Raw genomic sequence first — 18,902 nt, forward strand, 5'->3', positions numbered from 1 at the left:
TACACGTTGAAAATGAAAAAGAGACTGGTTGCGCTGACGGCGGCCGCGCTGGCGGTTGCGCTCGCGGGCTGCGGCGGCCGCGCTGGCGGTTGCGCTCGCGGGCTGCGGCGGCGGCAACGGCGGCGGAAACGCCGCGGGAACGAACGCCGGAGAGGGAGGCGCTTCCTCGCCGGCATCCGCCGAAAAGGTGAAGCTGGAAGCGGCCCAGATCAGCTGGGGCACGAATCTTCCTACCGACGACTTTATCAAAAAGGCGCTTGACGAGAAGCTGAACATCTCGCTCGAAATGACGCTTGTCGGCGATATGGGCGACTACGAGAACCAGATTAACGTCCGCGCGGCTTCCAACAATTTGCCCGACGTGTTTCTGGTGACCGGCAAGCCGCAGCTGCAAAAGCTGGCCGAAGCCGGATCGCTGCTCGATCTGACGTCCTATCTGGACAAAATGCCGGACTATGCGAGCTTTGCCGGCGAAGACGTCCTCAAAAAAGGCAAAATCGACGGCAAGCAATACGCGCTGCCGAAGGCGGGCCAGGCGCTGGCTTACACCTACTGGATTCGCAAGGACTGGCTGGACAACCTCGGTCTGGCCGCGCCAACGACGGTCGACGAACTGTTCGAGGTAGCGAAAGCGTTCACAGAAAAAGATCCGGACGGCAACGGCAAAAACGATACGTTCGGTCTGACGGGCACCAATTTCGATGCGTTCGATCCGATTTTCGGCGCATACGGCGTGACGAACATTTCCAACGTTTCGCAATTTTTCGTCCGTGACGGCAAAGTCGCGAATACGTTTTACCAGCCGGAATTCAAGGATGCGCTCGCCGCGATCAAGCGGTTCCTCGATGCGGGCGTCGTCGACCCCGAAGTGGTCAGCAACAAGGGCACGATGGCCAAAGACAAGGCGTTCCAGGGCAAAGTAGGCATCATTCATACGGAATGGGCGCAAATCATGAAGCCGGCCGAGGTGGAAGCGTGGAAAGGCGCCAACCCGGAAGCGGAATGGATCCAGCTGGCGCCGCCGAAAGGGCCGAACGGCCAGGCGTACGGCAAAGCCATCAACATCGGCGAAGCCGGCGGATTGTGGGTCGTGCCGAAGCGGCTCGAGAACGAGCCGGAGAAGCTTGAAAAAGTATTGGAGCTGTTCAACTATACGTCGACGCCGGAAGGCAACCGGCTCGTGCAGTTCGGCATCGAAGGCACCCACTTTACGCTGAACGGCGATACGGTCGCCATTACGGAGCAAGGTTCCAAGGAAGCGACCTTTACCTGGCTGTACCAGTTCTCGGGCCGTCCGGAGACGGAATATTTGAAAACGAAGTTCGCCGATCTCGTCGAATATATCGATTTCGAAGCGGCGATCCCGCGCATGGAGACGCTGGACGGGTTCGTCCAAAGCCCGGCGGGCTACAACCCGGCCGACGCCAACCGCTACATCGAAGAAGAAATGATCAAGTTCGTTTTCGGCAAAAACGACCTCGCCAACTACGACAAGTTTTTGGAAACGCTTGAAAGCACGTTTAAGTACGATCAGTTCGTCGAATCCGCGGTCGAGCAGCTGAAGGAGCTCGGCTACGGTCAATAACCGCATGGCAAGGGGCTGTTCCTAAGGTCAAAATTGGCCGAAGGGACGGCTCCTCTGTCTATAAACAAGGAATGACAACCTTGACCTCGCAGCGCCCATGCGTGACCGTTTTTCCCGAAACCAGGCCGTTTCCGGCCTCGTTATCGCGAATTAACGGCTCGGCGGCGCCGTTATTTGCTCGCCGCGCGGGAAAAATCCGGCAATAACGGCCTCAAGGCGTCGTTATTTCGGAATCCGGGCCGATTTCGGCCCGCTCTATCGAAAAAGCCATGGCGGTTTGAGGCCGCCCTTAGTCGTGAGCGCGGACGAAGCGTTGCGGGCGACATCCCGTTCGTAGTATACTGACAGCGCATGCTGAAATTGATGAATCACTAACTAGAACGAAAGGAGGAACGAACATGCCCAAAGAAGCAACGACTTCGGTCAATCGCCGCTCCGACATTATTTCGGCCGCGATCGAGGTTTTCGCGGAAGTCGGCTATTACCGGGCGACGACCGCTCAGGTCGCGGAACGGGCCAACATTTCGCAGCCGTACGTTTTTCGATTTTTTGCGACGAAGGAAGCGCTGCTGCTGACCGCGCTGGAGGTTTCCTGGACGAGGGTCATCGACTCGTTCCGCAAAGTCGTGGACTCCGCCGCTCCGGAACGGCTGGAAACCGGCCTAATCCGGGCGTACGAGGACATTTTGGACGCTTACCGGAACGAGGTGCTGCTGCAAATGCAAGCCCAAACGATTCCGGAAGAGTCGATCCGGAAGGCGATGCGCAACGGATTCGGGGAGGTGCGGAACATGGTGCTGAACGCGTTTCAAAGCGCGGGCATCCCGAATCCCGAGGAACGGACAATGCTGTTTCTGGCCCGAGGGATGCTGTGCAACGTTTCGGCGGCTTTGCATATGCCAGAGCTGAAAGAGGGATTAGGGGAATAAGACTTTCGTTCTACACGCCGACGAAGGAATGCTTCTTGTGTTTCTTGCCGACGATGCGCTCCGCGCGTTTCTTGCGATGAGGCATTCCGCGCGTTTTTGCCGACGATACGCCTTGCGCATCTCTTGCCGTTAGGATTCCTGTAGAGCGTTAATTATGCGCTTTGCACAAAAACGAGCGACTCCGGTACGATGGGGTAGTCACGGGTCATAGCCCTTTAGCCATCATGAGGAGGTCGCTCTATCTTGAAGTTTAAAGCTCAAGCCAAACAAAATCAACAGCTCGAACGCATTTCAACCCAGCACATTGTCGTCGGCATCGACATCGCCCAGCAAACCCATGTTGCGCGCGCAGTTAACTACCGTGGGATCCTGCTTGGCACTCCTCTTCACTTCTCTAATGACGATGCCGGCTTCAATCAACTGCTGCAGTGGATGAAAGATCTGCAGAAGACGCATCAACTTAACGACACCATCATCGGCATGGAACCAACCGGCCACTACTGGCTTAGCCTTGCTGCCTGGCTCAAAGACCGAAGCCTCGAGGTCGTGCTGGTAAATCCTCATCTCGTCAAAAAGAACAAGGAGAATCGCGACAATACGCCCTCCAAAAGTGACGTCAAAGATGCCTTTGTTATCGCCGACATGGTGAAAAACGGCTACTACACCTTCATCAAAGAAACCGGTGAAGTGTTCATGGAACTGCGTGTGCTTATGGCAAACCGGGAGACCATTGTCCATCGTCTCGTCAGCGTCAAGAACCAGATTCACCGCTGGGTTGACATTGTGTTCCCTGAGCTCCGGCAGGTATACAAGCACCTCATTGGCTCCGGATCGCTTGCCACACTACGCCTCTTCCCTACCCCTGCCGATCTGCAAAAGCTCACCATCCGCCAGGTAATCGACGGCTGGAAGACGGTCATGAAACGGCACAGCGGAGAACGGAGAGCTGCTGAACTCCTAGCACTGGCAAGGCGCTCAGTCGGTGCCAAGCATGCCGATAAAGCCTACAAACTTCATCTGCAACAGCTGCTCGCCGAATATGATCTGGCTATGGAGCAGCTGCAAGTAATCGAGGATGAAGTGGCGGCTGCATTGACTCGGATCCCGCTGGCCAAGCCGCTGCTGGCGATGAAGGGCATGAGCAACCTGTCAGTCGCCGGCATTCTGGGTGAAGCTGGCGACCTCAGCGGGTATGCACATGGCAATGCTTTGTTGCGGCATGCCGGCCTCAACTTGGCTGAAGCGAGCTCTGGCAAGTGGAAAGGCCAAATGTCCATTAGCAAACGGGGCCGACCCAGACTTCGGCATGCCCTGTTCATGGCAACCATGGCCCTCATCTTGAACGATGAAGCGTTTAAACGACAGCACGAAGCGAATGTAAAGACGAAAAGCATGAAGCCGATGCGTTCAGTAATGAAGCTTTGCGGCAAGCTGGCTCGCCTCCTGGTTGCCATGGCACAGAGCGGGGAAGCTTATGATCCAGGTCGAACTCTTCCTATAAACCAAGCTGCATAAACGCTTCTCTATTGGCACGAAAACTGGCTTATTCGCAGGATCTCAAGATTGCACGGAGTACCGGATTGCATTGAGCAAAAGGGCCCAGACCCGTACCGTTAGGATAACCGGCCTCCACCCTCTGGACAGGCATAACGAAGGAATGAAAGGGCATTGACCCGTCGAGAAATGGGAGTGAAAGCTTCCGGAGGTTACGTGGAGCAGCGTGCAGCAAAACAGCAAAGAAGGAGCGAAAGTTCGCCCCTTCTGTTCCCGCATACGTTTCGCCTGCCAACCTTTACGGTTCTGGTCTTTTCCCATCTAAGCTATGATTTATCCACTGGTGAAATCCTGCGAATAAGCGAGCATTCGTGAGTAAACTGCATCGTACCGAGGGAGCGAAAGGGGAATCCCCCTCTCGAAATTAGTTATTGACTAATCACTAACAAGATGTTATTTTGAACTTAGGGAAGTGATTGATCAATTACTAATTTGAAAAGCGAGGTCGATTTAAAATGAAAACAGCAATCGTCATCGGAGCGACGGGCGGCACGGGCGCCGCCGTTACGGAGGAGCTCGTCTGTCGGGGCGTGCATACGATCGCGTTCGGCCGTTCCCGGTCGAAGCTGGAGCGCCTGGCGAACCGGCTGGGCAATCCGGCAAATCTGCAAATGTCCGTAGGAGACGCCTTCCGGCCGGAAGACGTCGCGGCCGCCGCGGCAGGCTCGGATGTGTTGTTTCATTGCGCGAACGTGCCGTATCACGAAATGGCGGCCAAGCTGATTCCATTGGGCGAATCGGTAATGGAAGCCGCAAACGGGCTCGGGTTGAAGGTGGTTGCGATCGACGGCATCTATCCGTACGGCCGCAGACGGATGAACCGCGCGACCGAGGAGCACCCGAAGCAGCCGCATACGAAAAAGGGAAAAGTGCGGCTCGCGTACGAACGAATGCTGTTCGACAAGCGATGGATCCGCGCCGAAGTCATGATCGTTCGGCTGCCGGATTATTATGGCCCGACGGCAAACGAGGCATCCTATTTGGGCTCGACGCTCGAAGCGATCGCGGCGGGGAAGATGGCGTTTTTTTCGGCAATATGCGCGTTCCCCGGGAATTCGTTTACTTGCCTGACGCGGCGAAGATGATCGCGGAGCTTGCCGGAAGAAGCGAGGCTTACGGACAGAACTGGCACATTCCGGGGGGAGGGCTGATATCCGGAAAGGAAATCGTCCGCATCGCCCAAGCGGCAAGCGGCGCAACGAAACCGGTCATCCCGCTGGGGAAGATCGGGTTGTCCTTGCTCGGTTTGGCCGTTCCGGTCATGAAAGAAGTCGTTGAAATGCTGTACTTGACCGAAGAGCCGCTCGTGTTGAGCGGGGAAAAATACGAACGGCTGGTCGGACCGATCCCGGCAACCCCTTTCGAAACCGGAATCGCCGCTACGATTCGTTCTTTGCAAGGGGAAAACAAGCATTCGATTAGCAGTTAGTAATTAATCAATCACCAAAAACATCTGAGGCCGACTTCAACATCTTAATCGCCCGCAATGCCGCGACGCTTGATCATTCAGGGAGTCGCGGGGTCGGGAAAAACGTCGGTCGCCCTGCACCGGATGGCGTATCTTTTGTACCGGTTCAAGGACACGATCTCATCGAGTCAAATGATGATCATTTCCCCGAATCGGGTTTTTTCCGACTATATTTCAAACGTTTTGCCCGAGCTCGGCGAAGAAAGCATCCTGGAATCGGGCATGGAGGACATCGCGGCGGCGGAACTGAAAGGCATTTGCCGGTTCCAGACGTTTAACGAGCAGGCGGCGGATCTGTTGGAATCGGACGACGCGAAGCGAATCGAACGGATCAGATTCAAATCGAACGCGATTTTCGTGACGGAACTGGACGATTTTATCCGCTTGGCCGCCGAGCGCTATTTTGCGCCCAAGGACATCGAGGTCGACCGCACGCGCATTCCGAAGGGGGAAATCGCGAACGCTTATCGGGCGTCAAGCGGGCTGCCGATCAAATCGAGGTTGGAAAATGAACGGCTGCTTCCCGTTATGATAGAAATCAAGCTGCTCGATTTCGGCAGCGAGCGCTTCCACGACGGGATCGTCGTGACCTTTGCCCATATGGCCAAAGGGCTTGAATTCGATCGGGTGATCGTTCCCGGTGCGAATGCGGCTACCTATCGGACGGAATTGGATCGAAGCCTGCTGTACATCGCCTGCACGAGGGCCATGCATGCGCTGACCGTGACGTATTGCGGCGAGCCCGCGGCGTTTTTGCCGGGTTGAAGCCCGGATCGCCGGAAGTTCGATGCCGGAAGCGGCGCTCAGCGCTTGTTCATCCCGGCGCGCAGCGCCGCCGCCAGCACGCGCTCGAACCATTTCCACGGCAAGATCGCTTTGCCCAGCAGCGAAAGCTTTGCTCCCTTGCCGTAAGCGTAGCGTAGGGAGGGGGACTTTTTTTCGGCGAGGGCGACGATTTTCCGCGCGAGCCGATCCGGATCGGGAGCGGCTTCCGCGGTTCGCCGCGAATAACCGAGCACGGAATCGAGCAAGTCCCGATAGGGGGAAGAAGGGGCCGCGCGGATGCGGTCGAAGCCCTTGTTCCAGATCGGGGTTTTGTAGCTGCCGGGCTCGACGAGAACGACGTCGACGCCGAAGCCGCGCACTTCATGCCGGAGCGATTCGCTGAAGCCTTCGACCGCGAATTTGGACGAGCAGTACGGCGCATAGCCGGGAATGCCGATTTTTCCGCTGATGCTGCCGACGTTCAGGATCGTGCCGCGGCGTTGGCTGCGCATGATCGGCAATGCGGCCTGGGTCATGGCGATCACGCCGAAAAAATTCGTTTCCATCAGCGCGCGCCAGTCGGAAAGCGGCACCTCTTCGGCCATGCCGCCGACCGCATAGCCCGCATTGTTGACGAGAACGTCGAGGCGTCCGAATCGCTCTCCAATCTCCCGCATGACCGACCGGATGTCCTCCGTTCGGGTAACGTCCAGCCGCAGGATGTGGATTCGGCTCGCGACGCCGAGCAGAGCCGCTTGGTCCAGCAGCTCGCCCTTCGTCTCCGGATTGCGCATCGTGGCGAAGACTTCATGTCCCCGTTCGGCGAAGCGAAGGCTGGCATGCAGTCCGAAGCCGCTCGAAGCGCCGGTGATCAAGACGACTTTTCGATTCATGGTTTCCTCCCGTTAACGTTTCATCCTCTGCCCAATCCGGCCTTGGACGCGCCAGGCCCGTTCGACCCGCCGCAATTTGACGCCCGGCTCCGGCGGACGGTACGGCGCGAATTCGAGATCGGGGACTGCGCATCCTAGCTTCCGGAACAACTCGCCAAGAGAAGCCGCAACCTGGGCGGCCGCAGGGTCCGAATGGACGCCCGTCGGCGTTTTCAGCATTAGAAGAATCCGATTCTCGCCCTGCTGGATCACCTTGTAATCGCTCAAATCGTCCGTAGCCGCAAGGACGGCGCGCGAAATCAGATCCGGAAAGACCGGCACGAGCGATGCCCCGTCCCGCGAGGGCAGATAGAACAGGTCGTCGCTTCGGCCTTCGATCGCTTCGATCGCGGCAAACGGGGAGCCGCAGGGACAGCTTTTCCGTTCCGTGATCAAATCGTTCAGACGGTAGCGGACGATCGGCTGGGCCAGCCTCGAAAAATCGGTCACGACGGGAATGAATTTGCCGCGCGAACGATCGACGTACTCTTTCTCGATGCAGACGATATCCTCGTTAAAATGAAGCGTGCCGTACGGGCATGTGGAAGCGAGAAAGCCTTCTGTGCACTGGTAAACCTGGTGCAGCGTTTGCCCGAAGGCCGATTCGACGACGCGCCGGTCGAGCGGATCCAGCACCTCGGCGACGGATACGATTTTCGCCGGGGCGACGGAAAGGGTGCCGGCCGCGGCCGCTTCGGCCAGCATCCGCAGCAGCGACGGCGGGCCGACGAGAAGGGTCGGCCGATACGCGTTCAGGCGTGCGATGTGCCGGTCGATCGGTTCGTACAGATCGAAAAATTCGAACCGAATCGAGGAACTTTCGACGGAGCCGTACAAACGGCTGTCCGCGCGCAGGAAAAACGCGATTTTCTCCCGATGGAGCAAGGAGCGGGGCAGCGCTTTGGCGAGCACCGCCCCGGCCCAGGCAAAGCGCTCCCGCTCGCTGACGAGAAACAGCCCCCGATGGCCGGAAGTTCCCGACGACAAGCCGACCGTGATTCCGTTCAGCACCGGGGTGAAATCGCGGCTTTTTTCGGCGGCGATCGCCAGCTCGAACGCTTCGTCTTTGCGTATGCCGACCGTATTAAGCTCGTCGAAATGGTCCATCATCGCGGTTTTGTCGATCGCCGGAAACGTTCTCCATTCGGCCGTCGGAATTCCGCGCCACAGTTTTTCGTAAAAAGCGGAGCGCGCGCGGACCGTTTCCAAATGGCGGACGATCCGTTTTTCCTGCCAGCGCAGAAACGACTCCCGGCTTCGCCACTTCCGTAAATATCGGGTCGCCGCGTACGACCGCAAGATGGCGAGCTTGTCTTTCACAGCGGTTCCCCTCCCCGGATGTAACGTTCCCATGCTTCCATGCAATGCGAAGGGATAATCCTGAATTGCGGATAGTCGCGATGAAGCCGAACGACGGCTTGGAACGTCGTCTTGTACCGGCTCCGGCCGGACATGATCAGGCCGGCCGCGGGATGCGGCAGCCGATGTTCCCGAAATGCCCGGCTCGACCAAACGGCGTCCGCGCACAAAAAATACTCGCTTCGTTCGGTCCGCACGAACAGCCCGAGCTGGCCTTCCGCATGCCCGGAAACGTCGACGGCGATGACGCTCCCGTCGCCGAACAGATCGTAGCCGTCAGGGAAGGGAAAGCCGCCTGGCAGCCGAACGCGCTCATCCTCCCGCAGCATCCGGCATCGCTCTTCGAAGTCGCCCGGCAGCAGGGAAGGGACGAAGCCGCGCAGGACCGCTTTCAGCCCTTTCAGCGGTTTGACCGCCTCGTAAGCCCACTCGGCGCAGATGTAGCGAGCGCGGGGGAAATCCCGCAACCCCGCGATATGATCGGCGTGAAAGTGGGAGACGACGATCTGCCGCACGTCGTCCGGGCGGATGCCCGCATCCGCCAACTGCCGGACGGCGCTGTCGCCTTCCCCAATGAAAGCCGGCGTAACCTTCGCATACAGCGAATAGGGAAAGGCGGACGTATGTTCATGAAAGCGTCTCGCGTAGCCGGTATCGAACAGCACCGGCCCGTGGACGGGATGCCCGATGACGGCGTATCCGGCCGGAAACCGCGCCTTCCGCCGGGATCCGCCGCGAATCGTGATCCATTCGGCATGCTCGCAATACCCCGCCGCGAATAATCGCAGCGTAACGGTCGTTCGATTGAGGGGTGCTTGTTTGAAGTTCGATTTATTGACGTTCGTTTGATTGACGTTCGTTTCGGTTCCACCAGGATGCATAACGTTCGAGTCCTTCCTCCAGCCCGACGACGGGCGAATAGCCTAGCTTTTCTTCGGCGAGAGACGTATCCAGCGTCTGATGCTTGCCGAGCAGCCCGACCGAATACCGGGTAAGCGGCGGTTCGGCGCCGGACCGCAGAAGCCGGGTCTTCCATTCCAGAAAGCCGGCCAGTCCGTATGCGACGGGATAGGGCAACGGTCTTAGCCGAAGCGGCTTGCCGAGGGCCTCGAATAACCGCCGCAAGACGTCGATAAACAGCGCGGGCTCCCGATTCGTGATGTTATAGGCGGCCCCGAGCGCCGACTCCGGCGCGCTCGCGCAAAGCAGCAGCGCGTGCACGACGTTGTCGACGTACGTGAGGTCCATCCGAATGTTGCCGCCGCGGAACAGCGGGATTCCGCCCTGCTCGTTCGCGCGAATGAACCTGGGCAGCAGCGTCCGGTCGCCCGGGCCGAAGATGGCCCGGGGCCTGACGATGACGGACGGCAAGCCGCTCGCGAACGCCTCGTTAACGATTTGCTCGGCCATCCGTTTTGTCGCGGCGTAGCAATTGGCCGGCCTTGAAGGCAAGGGCGAGCTTTCGGGAATGTTCAGGCGGTCCCGATAATCGAAATACAGGCTCGGCGTGGAAACGTGAACGAGCCGTTCGACCCGATGCGCGAGGCAGGCGGCCGCGACGTTTCGCGTTCCTTCCACATTGCCGGCGTAAAAGTCCCGATACGCTCCCCACGGGGAGGAGAGCGCTCCGCAATGAAAAACGATTTGCCGGCCGGCGCATGCGTCCGCGACTTGCCGGGGATCGGCAAGATCTCCGCGGATGAAGCGCACGCCCGCTTGCGCAAGCTCCGCGCCGACCGCTTCGTTTCGTCCAAAGCCGGAAACTTCCCAGCCCCGGTCCAGCAGCGCGGCGGCAAGCCGCCTTCCGAGAAACCCGGTGGCTCCCGTAATCAAAGCACGCTTCATCGTTCACCGTTCCATTCCATGTCGATAGTGGAAGCCTCCAATAGGGAAATCTTGCGCGCGGCGGCCGTCTTACCCGTCTCCAGCAGGATGCGGAACTGCTCGAAGAATGGCCCGGGATCGTCGCGCCGGAAGACGATATCCCGGCTGCCGAAGAAGGACGCCGTCCAAGCTTTCCATCTTCGCGGCGCGAGCAGCTCTTTCGTTCCGAACAGCAGCATGGCCAGCGCCAGCATCGAGGTGCGGTCCGGTTCGGGGAGCAGCGGCGCTTCGCCCGCGCCGGCCGGCCCGGCGATCGCGTCGACAAGCCTGCCGTCGCGCGGAAGCAGGTGCACGCCGCTCGTCGCCCGCGGGTTGCATTCGATCGGATATAGCGTCCCGTCCTGCGTCCGAATGAAATCGAACGAAATTTGCCCGGTAAAGCTTTCCGCCCGGACAAAGCGGGCCACCCATTCGCGCAAGTCGGCGTCCTCGACCGCTTTGAAAAAAATCCCGGCCCCGCGGCCCGCCGCATAGACCGGAACGTAGGAAGCGTGGGCGGTCACGACCCCCGCGCGGGCGACCGAGTATGAGCATAGCGGAGCTCCTTCCAAATATTGCTGCGCTATCCATGACGCCGACGGCTCGATAAGCCGCCGAAGGTCGGCGTTTCGGAGCAGGCTCTTCAGCCTGGCACGCTCGACGATGTGCACGTTGGCGCCGAATCGGGAATAGACGGGTTTGAGCACGAGCTTGGAGCCGAAACGTTCCTCCTGCGCGAGCGTCTCCAACAGCTCGTCCGATTCGACCGGCCGGGTGAACGGGACTTGCGCCCCGCGACTGGCGGCGAGCTCGATGAACGATCGCTTGTTGTGCAGACGGTCGAGCGTTTCGATCGGTTCGCAAAAAACGGCGCAGCCCGTCTCCGATTCGAGGTCCGTTTTGAATTTGGCCAGGTGAAAAATTTCCTCGCAGGTCGGGACCGCAAGGTCGATGCTTTCGCGCTTGACGATCGACCGGATCGCTTCCCGATAGCCCGCCTCGTCTTCGTTGGGCTTCGGCACGCGATAGCTGCGGACGACCGAACGGGAAACGCGGCACAGATAGCGATCGACGCTTTCCGCGGCGAACACCCGATGCCCGCAAGCGGCGAAGCGTCTCGCCCATTCCAGCGCGACGGGCGCGCGGCCGCCGGTAATGAGCACGTTCAGGCGGCGCGTGTTCGTCCCGTCAATAATCAAGAATCATTCCTCCCAGCGACAGCCCGGCCGACGTGCCCAGCAGCAGCACCCGGTCGCCCCGCCGGATCCGCTTTTGCGCAATCGCTTCGTGCAGCCCCATCGGAATGGAGGCGGCGATCGTATTCCCGTGTTCCGCCGTGATCGACATCAGCTGTTCGTCGGCTATGCCGAGCTTGCGGCTCAGCAGCCGGACCGCCATCGCGCTGCCCTGGTGGGGAACGATGAGCTTCATGTCCTGCAGGCGGGTGCCGGCCGCCGCCATGAACCGCTCGACAAACGGCGGCATCAGCTTCGACGTCATCCGGAAGATGGCGGGTCCGTCCATATCAAACAAGTAATCGCCGGCGGAGGCATCGGCTTGCTTGAGCGCATGAAGCCTCGAGCCGCCGCCGCGGATTTCCGAGAGGCGCGCGCCGTCGGCGTAAGTTTCCATCGCGGCATGGACGATGCGCGACGTTCCGCCTTCCGCGGCGCGGCCGACGACGACGGCAACCGCCCCGTCGCCGAACAGCGCGGCGCTTTCCTTCTGGTCCCAATTCAGCCCGGCGGAGGAAATCTCGCTCGAAACGAGCAGCACGTTGCGGTAGCGGCCGGCTTCGATCATATACGAAACGACGTCCAGCCCCGCGACAAAGCTGAGGCAAGTGGAGTTGATATCGAAGGCTGGCGTTCCCGACCGGCCATGGCCCATCTCGTATTGGATCAGCGCCGCCGTGCAGGGGATCGGCTGTTCGGACGTCCCGCTCGTGCAGACGAGGCAATCGATATCCCGAAACGACAGACCTGCCGCTTCCAAGGCGGCGGCCGCCGCCTTTGCGCCCATTCGGGACGCCGTTTCCTCCCCGGCGAAATAACGCTTCGCCACGTTCGTTTTTTTAAGCGTCCAGCCCGGCTTCACGCCGAGTCTCGCGTCCATTTCTTCCGAAGTTACGCAGGTTTGCGGCAAATACTTGCCCGTCCCCAAAATCGACACATGACGTTCGTTCATGATGCATTTCTCCTAACCTAGATGGGAATTCCGCATGATCACATTTTAATAGATTGCGGATGGCCGGGCACTCAAATTTTGTCTAAATCTAGAATTTGGGTATATGGGCGCATGCTCGCCGTTGCGGGATAGTGCAACGTTACGGGAGCCGAGCGCGTATCATTAAGGGGATTCGCATTCGGAGTGACGGGGAATCGTCAAGCGGCAGAAGGCGCTGTCGACGCGATGGCAAAGGAAAAACAAGCGGAGGAAGGGGACGCGCATTGGAAACGTCAGGGAATCGCCAAAACGCCAAATTCCAGCGAAAGACGTTGACCGTGGAGGAGGCAAGGGATGCGCTGACGCGGCGGGTTCGTCTTCTTCCGTCCGAGCGGGTCGGACTGCTGGAAGCCGTCGGACGAAGGCTCGCCGAACCGGTGAAGACGAGCGAGCCGCTTCCTCATTTTCGGCGTTCCGGCATGGACGGCTTTGCCGTTCGGTTCGCGGACGTCGCGGACGCTTCTCCGCGGCGGCCCGTCGAGTTGGAAGTCGTCGAACGACTCCCTGCCGGGCAAGAACCGATCCGTCCGATCGCGGCGGGCACGGCAGCGCGCATCATGACCGGCGGCATCGTGCCGGACGGCGCCGACGCCGTCATCATGTTCGAAATGGCGGAGGAAATCGAAAGGGCGGGCCGGACCGTCGTCCGCATAAGGAAGCCGATCGCGCAAGGAGCCAATATAACCCCGATCGGCGAGGAGGCGGCCGCGGACACGCCGGTGCTGGAAGCGGGCGCCGTTATCGGAGCGGGGCAGGCGGCGATTTTGGCCGCGCTGGGTTGCGCCCGGGTGGAGGTGTTCCGCAAGCCGATCGTGACGGTCGTTTCGACCGGAACGGAATTGCTTCGCGTCGAGGAGCCGTTGCAGCCGGGAAAAATCCGGAACAGCAACGCCTACATGCTCGCCGCGCAAATTGCCGCGGCCGGCGGGCAGCCTCGCCTCGCCGGCTCCATTCCCGACGATTCCGCGCTGGCGGAACGGACGATCGGCGAGTTGCTGCATTCGGACGCCGATCTCATCGTGACGACGGGCGGCGTTTCCGTCGGCGATTACGATCGGATGGCGGATTTTTTTCTGAAATGGAAAGGAACGACCCTTTTTACGAAAATCGCGATGAGGCCGGGCAGTCCGACCAGTGCGGGCGTATGGGGCGACAAGTTCCTGATCGGGCTTTCCGGTAACCCTTCCGCCTGCTTTGTCGGGTTCGAACTGTTCGTCCGTCCCGTCCTGGCCGGCATGCAGGGCGGCAAGGCGGAAGCGTGCCGGACCTTTACCGCGGTTCTTGCCGCCGATTATATGAAAGCGAACGGCTACACCCGTTACGTCCGCGGCCGCTGGTACAGCCGAAACGGAATTCATTACGTCGAACCGGTCGGTCCGGATAAATCAAGCGCCATGCTATCGCTCAAGGAAGCCGATTGCCTGATCGTCATCCCGCCGACGAAAACGGGAGTCGCGGCCGGAGAGGTCGTAGAGGCGATTTTATTGGGGGATATCGCGTTCGCTTAATTATGTTATAATGGCTTATGAATAGAGGCTCGGAAATAAAGCAGGGTTCTGAGTCCGAATGAGGGGTGAATGAGGCGGATATGTCGATGAAATGGCAGGTATGAAAGCTGATTTCAAGAATGTGCATGCCAAAGAACCCTCAAAAGGGCATTTTTTAAAAAATGCTATGCAAACCAATTTGCATCAAGCGGCTGTTAATTCTTTGAGCCATTGTTCAACAGACGCGATCTGCTTCTGCTTCTTCGCTTCTTCCAGCCACGCGTCGGCATGCTGGCACATGGCGATCAAGTACACGCGAATGTTCCAGTGGCGGGAACTGCGCCCGCGCGAAGCTTCCAGCCTGTAATCGACTTTCTGGCGCTTGATGCAGCGTTCGACGCCGGTTCGCAGCGCATAACGCTTTCTCCATTCCTTGCTGTCGCGGCGGATGCGCGGAAAAAGGCGCGGGTTATCCGCGGTGGATGTGTAGAAGGTTCTTCCATAATCGGAAGGCGAGCAGGGAGTCGGGCATTCCCATTTGCCGACTTTGGCGGGACAGCGCCAGTTGAGGCGCGGTCGGCACGAACACTGGACCCAGCAGACTATCATGCGTCCAATGGGGCTGGCAGGAACGGGATCGGAGCCAAATTTCATGTCATTGTATACCGTATGCCCGAAACGAATGTGATTCAGGTCGATGGTGGCGGAAACATCATCATGTACCAGAATGGTATAGATCGGGAGGGCGTCGTGGGCGGAATCCAGGAGCGCCTCTCCCACCTTCCAGTCCGAGTACCAGTGACGCAGCTCGCGGTAGCCGCAGATCCATGACACCGAGTCATGTTGGCTGGCGCGAAACAATCGCGGGTACACGGGCAAATTGTAAGGACTGTCGGCTGCGGTGAACATGTAGAGCGTACGCCCGTAGTAATATTTCTCGCGATAGCTGTCCCAGCCCCAATCGGCATCCGGATCGGAAAATTGCCGTTTGCAGGAGCATTTCCAGTTGCCCGACTTGCGGCAATCGCAAAGGAACTTGCCGTACGAACGCGCGCCGGTTTCAACCGGAGATCCGTCGCCGATGACGCGGAAAGCGCTCGTATCGCCAAGCAATCCTTTTGCCGCAGAAGGCAGGACAAACAGGGATTGGAACAACTGTTGCAGCAGGTCGTGCTCCTTGGGGGCGTAGTGGATTTTGCCCTCGCGCAGGATGCGGGAGACGAGTTTCTCCGTAATCTTGGGGTTTTTGGGCTCTTGCTTTTCGTTCTTTTTGCCCTTCTTCCGCGGCTTCTTCAAGCGGCGTTTGACGCGCCCGGTCTTATGCGGAGTGGATGCCCGCCAAAGCCGGGGGAAAAAGTCGTAGAACGTTCCGACACCCGGCGTCTCACCAGGTTTAAAGCCGCAGAGAATGGCATAGACCGGCGTCGTTCGCAGCGCGACGACTCCGTCATCGACGCTCAGCCCGAGCTTGGTCATAAGGAGCAAGCAGCGGAGCATGTCGGCGGGATCGTGAGGCTTGCGTCCTTTCGGATTGGAGGAGTAAGCCGAACGCATCAAGGAAGCGGTGGCGGACAGATCGATGGCCGTGATCCAGAAGATCAGGTCGTTGTAAAAGTGCTGCAAAAACAGTAGCGCTTCCGGTGTGCCGTACTCCTTTCGAAGTTGGTTGCTTACGAAAGTCAAGTAGTCCTGGTGAGAACGAGAAACAACTTTCAAAACGATCACCCAATTTCTCAAGAGATAGGCAGAAAATGCCTTCTCGGCGATTATTGGGGTGTTTCGAAAATGTCAAGAGGAATGTTTGTTCGCACTCCTGTTTTGGGGGTGAAACAATAAAAGACCTTGGCCAAAGGGCCAAAGCCGGTGCGGAGTTTTTAATTCCGAGAGGCTATTTATGAATTTAAGGAGGTGTAATCGTTGACGCATTCGATGCGGTTGCGGTAAAGCGACGAGCGACTTGTGAAACTCGCCCAATTTTTGGAAATTGGGGACGGGTTCATTTGGATTGCGCTTTCGCGTGTACTGACAACCAAACGAATGAGGAGACGATATCATGCACCTTCAATGGAAAAAAAAGTTCGCGTTCATTTTCAGCGGTCAAATCTTCTCGATTTTGACCTCGTCCATGGTTCAATTTTCGATGATTTGGCATTTGACGGAAACGACCGGTTCGGCCGCAGTTCTGATGATGGCCGGGCTGGCCGGCTTTTTGCCGCAGGCGCTGCTGGGCCCTTTTATCGGCGTCTGGCTCGACCGGTGGAACCGCAAACGGACGATGATGACCGCCGACGGCGTCATTGCGCTTTTCAGTTTGATTTTGGGCCTCTATTTCTATTTCGGCGAACCGGGCGTCGGATTCGTTTATGCGATTCTTATGATCCGCTCCGCCGCTTCCGCCTTTCACGCGCCCGCGTTTCAAGCGGCCATTCCGCTCATCGCGCCCGAAGAACAGCTGACGCGGGTGGCGGGCTGGCATCAAATGGTATTCTCCTTTTCCAATGTGATCGGCCCTGCGCTCGGAATCGCGGTCTATTCGGCCACTTCCCTAGGAGCCGTATTGTTTCTCGACGTCCTCGGCGCGTTGATCGCGAATATGATGCTGTTATTCGTCCAAATTCGGCAGCCCAAACCGGAAGCCGGACCGTCGCCGTCCTTTCTGAACGAGTTCAAACTCGGTTGGAGGGCGTTCGCGCAAGCGAAGCCGATCGTGTTCGTTACGGTCATAACCGCCGTGTTCGGCATCGTGTTCATGCCGCTTGCGACTTTGTTTCCTTTCATGACGTTGTCGCACTTCGAGCGCGGGGGATACAGCGCGAGCATCGTCGAAGCCGCGTTCGGCATCGGGATGATTCTCGGCGGCGCCTTGCTGTCCATCGCCGCTTCCAAATGGAAAGACAGCACCTATATGAGCCTGAGTTTGGCTGCCATCGGCCTGACGTGCGTTTTCGGCGGCGTCCTCGGCAAGGACGGATTTTTCGTTTTCCTCGCGCTTTCGTTTTTAATGGGGGCGGCGGCTCCGTTTTTCAACGGTCCTTATATGGCGATGATCCAGCGTGCGTTCGAACCGGAGATGCTCGGGCGCGTGCTCTCCTTCGTGACCAGCGTAACGCTGCTCTCCTCGCCGGTCGGGCTGCTGGTCGCGGGACCGATCGTCGACCGGTACGGCGTGCAGCTTTGGTTTTTCGGCTCCGGAATCGTCGTGTTGTTGACCGGTCTCTTGCTGTTCCTCCGGTTCAAAGGGGAGCGCGGAGAAGCGGGCGAAGCGGTACCGCAAAAACAAGCCTGATCGTCCGCTGAACGAAAGAGGGCCCGGCGTCGGGTCCTCTTTCGTTATTCGGGGTATTGCGACGAAACCGGAGATTGCCTTATAATGGGCAAACAAGGGAGGTCGGTACGGATGGCAAAACATTTTGCCGGAATCGGCAACGACTCGTGCAAAGCCTGAACTTAGGGGCGATACTTTGCATGGGGCGGACTTGAACATTCCTTTCATCGCCCGATACCGCTTTTTATCGTTTCTAATAATCGGCTTTGCACGCCTTATTTTATTTCCACTACTAAAAATAAGGGGCTGTAAAGCATGTGCCAACCATTTATTAGAAACCATCAATATAACTTGATCAAGAAGCAGGCCGTTCATCTGCAGCGAACGTGCAGCACCGTATCCGATCCGAAAGTGGTGGAGTCGGTGCGAAACAACGTGATGTACAAAATTCAGGAGGCGTTCCCGGACGCGCTCGAGCCGTCGCAAGAACAAACGTTGGGGAAGGTTGCGGACGTTTATACGTCGGAGGACGTGCAGTCTTATTTGCGCTCGCTGGAGCCTTATCGCGAACCGTTCGACCAAATGACGGACGCGCAGCTCCGCAAGCTGTTCCCGAAAGCGAAAAAACTGAAGCTCCCCGACAGGGAAGCCGTCGACGAACGTTATCTCACTTATTTGGGATGGACCGACATTTCGTCGAACAAGCTTTACCTCGTTTACCGCCTTGACGGACAGCTTGTCGGCATCGAAGGGAAATTGACCCCCACGCATAAAAAAGGAACCTGCTTTTTGTGCAACCGCCAGGAAGAGGTTGCCCTGTTCACGGCGATCGCCAAAGCGAAGCCGGCCAACGCGTCGCCGGATTACTTCAAGGCGATCGGCAACTATTTGTGCGTGAACTCCAGCGCTTGCAACGGCAACATAACGGATGTCGACGCTCTGGAAAAGTTCGTCCGGGCAGTCACGGGACGCTCCGAATAACCGTCGAACGATCGAAAGCCGCCGAAATGGCTCGGCGGCTTTTGCTTGTTCGGATTATTTTCCTTCTTGAAGAAAAGAGTCGATCCGCGCTCGAATCGCGTCGCGAACGCCGCGGAATTGCGCCATGATCTCATCTTCGGTTCCGGTCGCCTTCGCCGGATCGTCGAATCCCCAATGCCATTTGATCGCGTTCGGATTCGCGATGGCGGGGCAGTGCTCGTCGGCATGCCCGCACAGGGTAATGACGTAAGCCGCGCGATTGAGCAGATCCGGGTCGATGACGTCCGACGTATGGCCGCTGATGTCGATGCCGGCTTCCTTCATCGCCCGAACGGCCCGGGGATTCAGCCCGTGGGCTTCCAGGCCGGCGCTTCTGACCTCGTAACGGCCGCCGCCAAGCGCTTTTAAAAATCCGTCGGCCATCTGGCTGCGGCATGAATTGCCCGTGCACAAAAAATAAACAAGCGGTTTGGTTTCCATGCGGTTTG

The 18,902-nt window shown here is 58.5% G+C and carries 15 protein-coding genes and 1 pseudogene; 8 read left to right on the forward strand and 8 right to left on the reverse strand.

Translation table 11 applies throughout. The features are described 5' to 3' along the window. The first annotated feature begins 55 nt into the window (after positions 1-55). The 5 genes and pseudogenes from B7E11_RS23015 (at position 56) to B7E11_RS23035 (ending at position 6,301) form a co-directional block, all read left to right on the forward strand. Positions 56-1,585 carry an extracellular solute-binding protein gene (locus B7E11_RS23015; RefSeq protein ID WP_080839237.1) on the forward strand — a complete coding sequence of 510 codons (1,530 nt, stop codon included), beginning with the start codon at positions 56-58 and terminating at the stop codon, positions 1,583-1,585. A gap of 398 nt (positions 1,586-1,983) precedes the next feature. Then, the gene (locus tag B7E11_RS23020) at positions 1,984-2,514 is read left to right on the forward strand and encodes a TetR/AcrR family transcriptional regulator (protein WP_080839239.1); all 531 of its coding nucleotides are present in this window, start codon (positions 1,984-1,986) and stop codon (positions 2,512-2,514) included. A 243-nt stretch (positions 2,515-2,757) separates the two neighbouring features. Next, complete coding sequence (locus B7E11_RS23025) at positions 2,758-4,029, forward strand: IS110 family RNA-guided transposase (protein WP_080839240.1); 1,272 nt, start codon at positions 2,758-2,760, stop codon at positions 4,027-4,029. A 494-nt stretch (positions 4,030-4,523) separates the two neighbouring features. Continuing rightward, a pseudogene (locus tag B7E11_RS23030) lies at positions 4,524-5,497 on the forward strand (NAD-dependent epimerase/dehydratase family protein). Positions 5,498-5,566: 69 nt separating this feature from the next. Then, on the forward strand, positions 5,567-6,301 hold the full coding sequence (locus B7E11_RS23035; RefSeq protein WP_245809800.1) for an ATP-binding domain-containing protein: 735 nt from the start codon (positions 5,567-5,569) through the stop codon (positions 6,299-6,301). Between the two features lie 38 nt (positions 6,302-6,339). On the opposite strand, the gene B7E11_RS23040 is transcribed toward B7E11_RS23035, so the two are convergent. Genes B7E11_RS23040 through B7E11_RS23065 form a run of 6 tightly spaced genes read right to left on the reverse strand, consistent with a single transcriptional unit; the run spans position 6,340 to position 12,642 of the window. Further along, a complete protein-coding gene (locus B7E11_RS23040) occupies positions 6,340-7,194 on the reverse strand; it encodes an SDR family oxidoreductase (protein WP_080839245.1) in 855 nt (284 codons plus the stop codon). A gap of 12 nt (positions 7,195-7,206) precedes the next feature. Then, a complete protein-coding gene (locus B7E11_RS23045; RefSeq protein ID WP_245809801.1) occupies positions 7,207-8,553 on the reverse strand; it encodes a F390 synthetase-related protein in 1,347 nt (448 codons plus the stop codon). Further along, on the reverse strand, positions 8,550-9,473 hold the full coding sequence (locus B7E11_RS23050) for an MBL fold metallo-hydrolase (protein ID WP_080839248.1): 924 nt from the start codon (positions 9,471-9,473) through the stop codon (positions 8,550-8,552). Before B7E11_RS23050 ends, B7E11_RS23045 begins: the two co-directional genes overlap by 4 nt. Next, a complete protein-coding gene (locus tag B7E11_RS23055; RefSeq protein WP_080839249.1) occupies positions 9,424-10,437 on the reverse strand; it encodes an NAD-dependent epimerase/dehydratase family protein in 1,014 nt (337 codons plus the stop codon). Before B7E11_RS23055 ends, B7E11_RS23050 begins: the two co-directional genes overlap by 50 nt. Further along, positions 10,434-11,654 carry an ATP-grasp domain-containing protein gene (locus tag B7E11_RS23060; RefSeq protein WP_080839252.1) on the reverse strand — a complete coding sequence of 407 codons (1,221 nt, stop codon included), beginning with the start codon at positions 11,652-11,654 and terminating at the stop codon, positions 10,434-10,436. The genes B7E11_RS23055 and B7E11_RS23060 overlap by 4 nt, the downstream gene beginning before the upstream one ends. Beyond that, the gene (locus B7E11_RS23065; protein WP_080839254.1) at positions 11,644-12,642 is read right to left on the reverse strand and encodes a beta-ketoacyl-ACP synthase III; all 999 of its coding nucleotides are present in this window, start codon (positions 12,640-12,642) and stop codon (positions 11,644-11,646) included. Before B7E11_RS23065 ends, B7E11_RS23060 begins: the two co-directional genes overlap by 11 nt. A 263-nt stretch (positions 12,643-12,905) precedes the next feature. On the opposite strand from B7E11_RS23065, the gene B7E11_RS23070 reads away from it, so the two are divergent. After that, the gene (locus B7E11_RS23070) at positions 12,906-14,189 is read left to right on the forward strand and encodes a molybdopterin molybdotransferase MoeA (protein ID WP_080839256.1); all 1,284 of its coding nucleotides are present in this window, start codon (positions 12,906-12,908) and stop codon (positions 14,187-14,189) included. A 183-nt stretch (positions 14,190-14,372) separates the two neighbouring features. On the opposite strand, the gene B7E11_RS23075 is transcribed toward B7E11_RS23070, so the two are convergent. Beyond that, entirely contained in the window at positions 14,373-15,893 is a 1,521-nt protein-coding gene (locus B7E11_RS23075) for a transposase (RefSeq protein WP_245809802.1), read from the reverse strand. 328 nt (positions 15,894-16,221) lie between these two features. On the opposite strand from B7E11_RS23075, the gene B7E11_RS23080 reads away from it, so the two are divergent. Then, on the forward strand, positions 16,222-17,454 hold the full coding sequence (locus B7E11_RS23080; RefSeq protein ID WP_080839259.1) for an MFS transporter: 1,233 nt from the start codon (positions 16,222-16,224) through the stop codon (positions 17,452-17,454). A gap of 294 nt (positions 17,455-17,748) precedes the next feature. Then, the gene (locus B7E11_RS23085) at positions 17,749-18,414 is read left to right on the forward strand and encodes a FusB/FusC family EF-G-binding protein (RefSeq protein ID WP_080839261.1); all 666 of its coding nucleotides are present in this window, start codon (positions 17,749-17,751) and stop codon (positions 18,412-18,414) included. A 54-nt stretch (positions 18,415-18,468) separates the two neighbouring features. Here B7E11_RS23085 and arsC read toward each other — a convergent pair whose 3' ends face one another. Continuing rightward, positions 18,469-18,894 carry an arsenate reductase (thioredoxin) gene (arsC, locus tag B7E11_RS23090; RefSeq protein ID WP_080839263.1) on the reverse strand — a complete coding sequence of 142 codons (426 nt, stop codon included), beginning with the start codon at positions 18,892-18,894 and terminating at the stop codon, positions 18,469-18,471. Between the last annotated feature and the right edge of the window lie 8 nt (positions 18,895-18,902).

It is taken from the genome of Cohnella massiliensis, assembly GCF_900169535.1.
Lineage (GTDB): Bacteria > Bacillota > Bacilli > Paenibacillales > Paenibacillaceae > Cohnella > Cohnella algarum.

Excerpts from the sequence above, each read along its gene's own strand:
- B7E11_RS23020 (WP_080839239.1), top strand. The coding sequence starts at position 1,984 with ATGCCCAAAGAAGCAACGACTTCGGTCAATCGCCGCTCCGACATTATT.
- B7E11_RS23040 (WP_080839245.1), bottom strand. The coding sequence starts at position 7,194 with ATGAATCGAAAAGTCGTCTTGATCACCGGCGCTTCGAGCGGCTTCGGA.
- B7E11_RS23050 (WP_080839248.1), bottom strand. The coding sequence starts at position 9,473 with ATGCATCCTGGTGGAACCGAAACGAACGTCAATCAAACGAACGTCAAT.
- B7E11_RS23055 (WP_080839249.1), bottom strand. The coding sequence starts at position 10,437 with ATGAAGCGTGCTTTGATTACGGGAGCCACCGGGTTTCTCGGAAGGCGG.
- B7E11_RS23065 (WP_080839254.1), bottom strand. The coding sequence starts at position 12,642 with ATGAACGAACGTCATGTGTCGATTTTGGGGACGGGCAAGTATTTGCCG.
- B7E11_RS23080 (WP_080839259.1), top strand. The coding sequence starts at position 16,222 with ATGCACCTTCAATGGAAAAAAAAGTTCGCGTTCATTTTCAGCGGTCAA.
- B7E11_RS23085 (WP_080839261.1), top strand. The coding sequence starts at position 17,749 with ATGTGCCAACCATTTATTAGAAACCATCAATATAACTTGATCAAGAAG.
- arsC (WP_080839263.1), bottom strand. The coding sequence starts at position 18,894 with ATGGAAACCAAACCGCTTGTTTATTTTTTGTGCACGGGCAATTCATGC.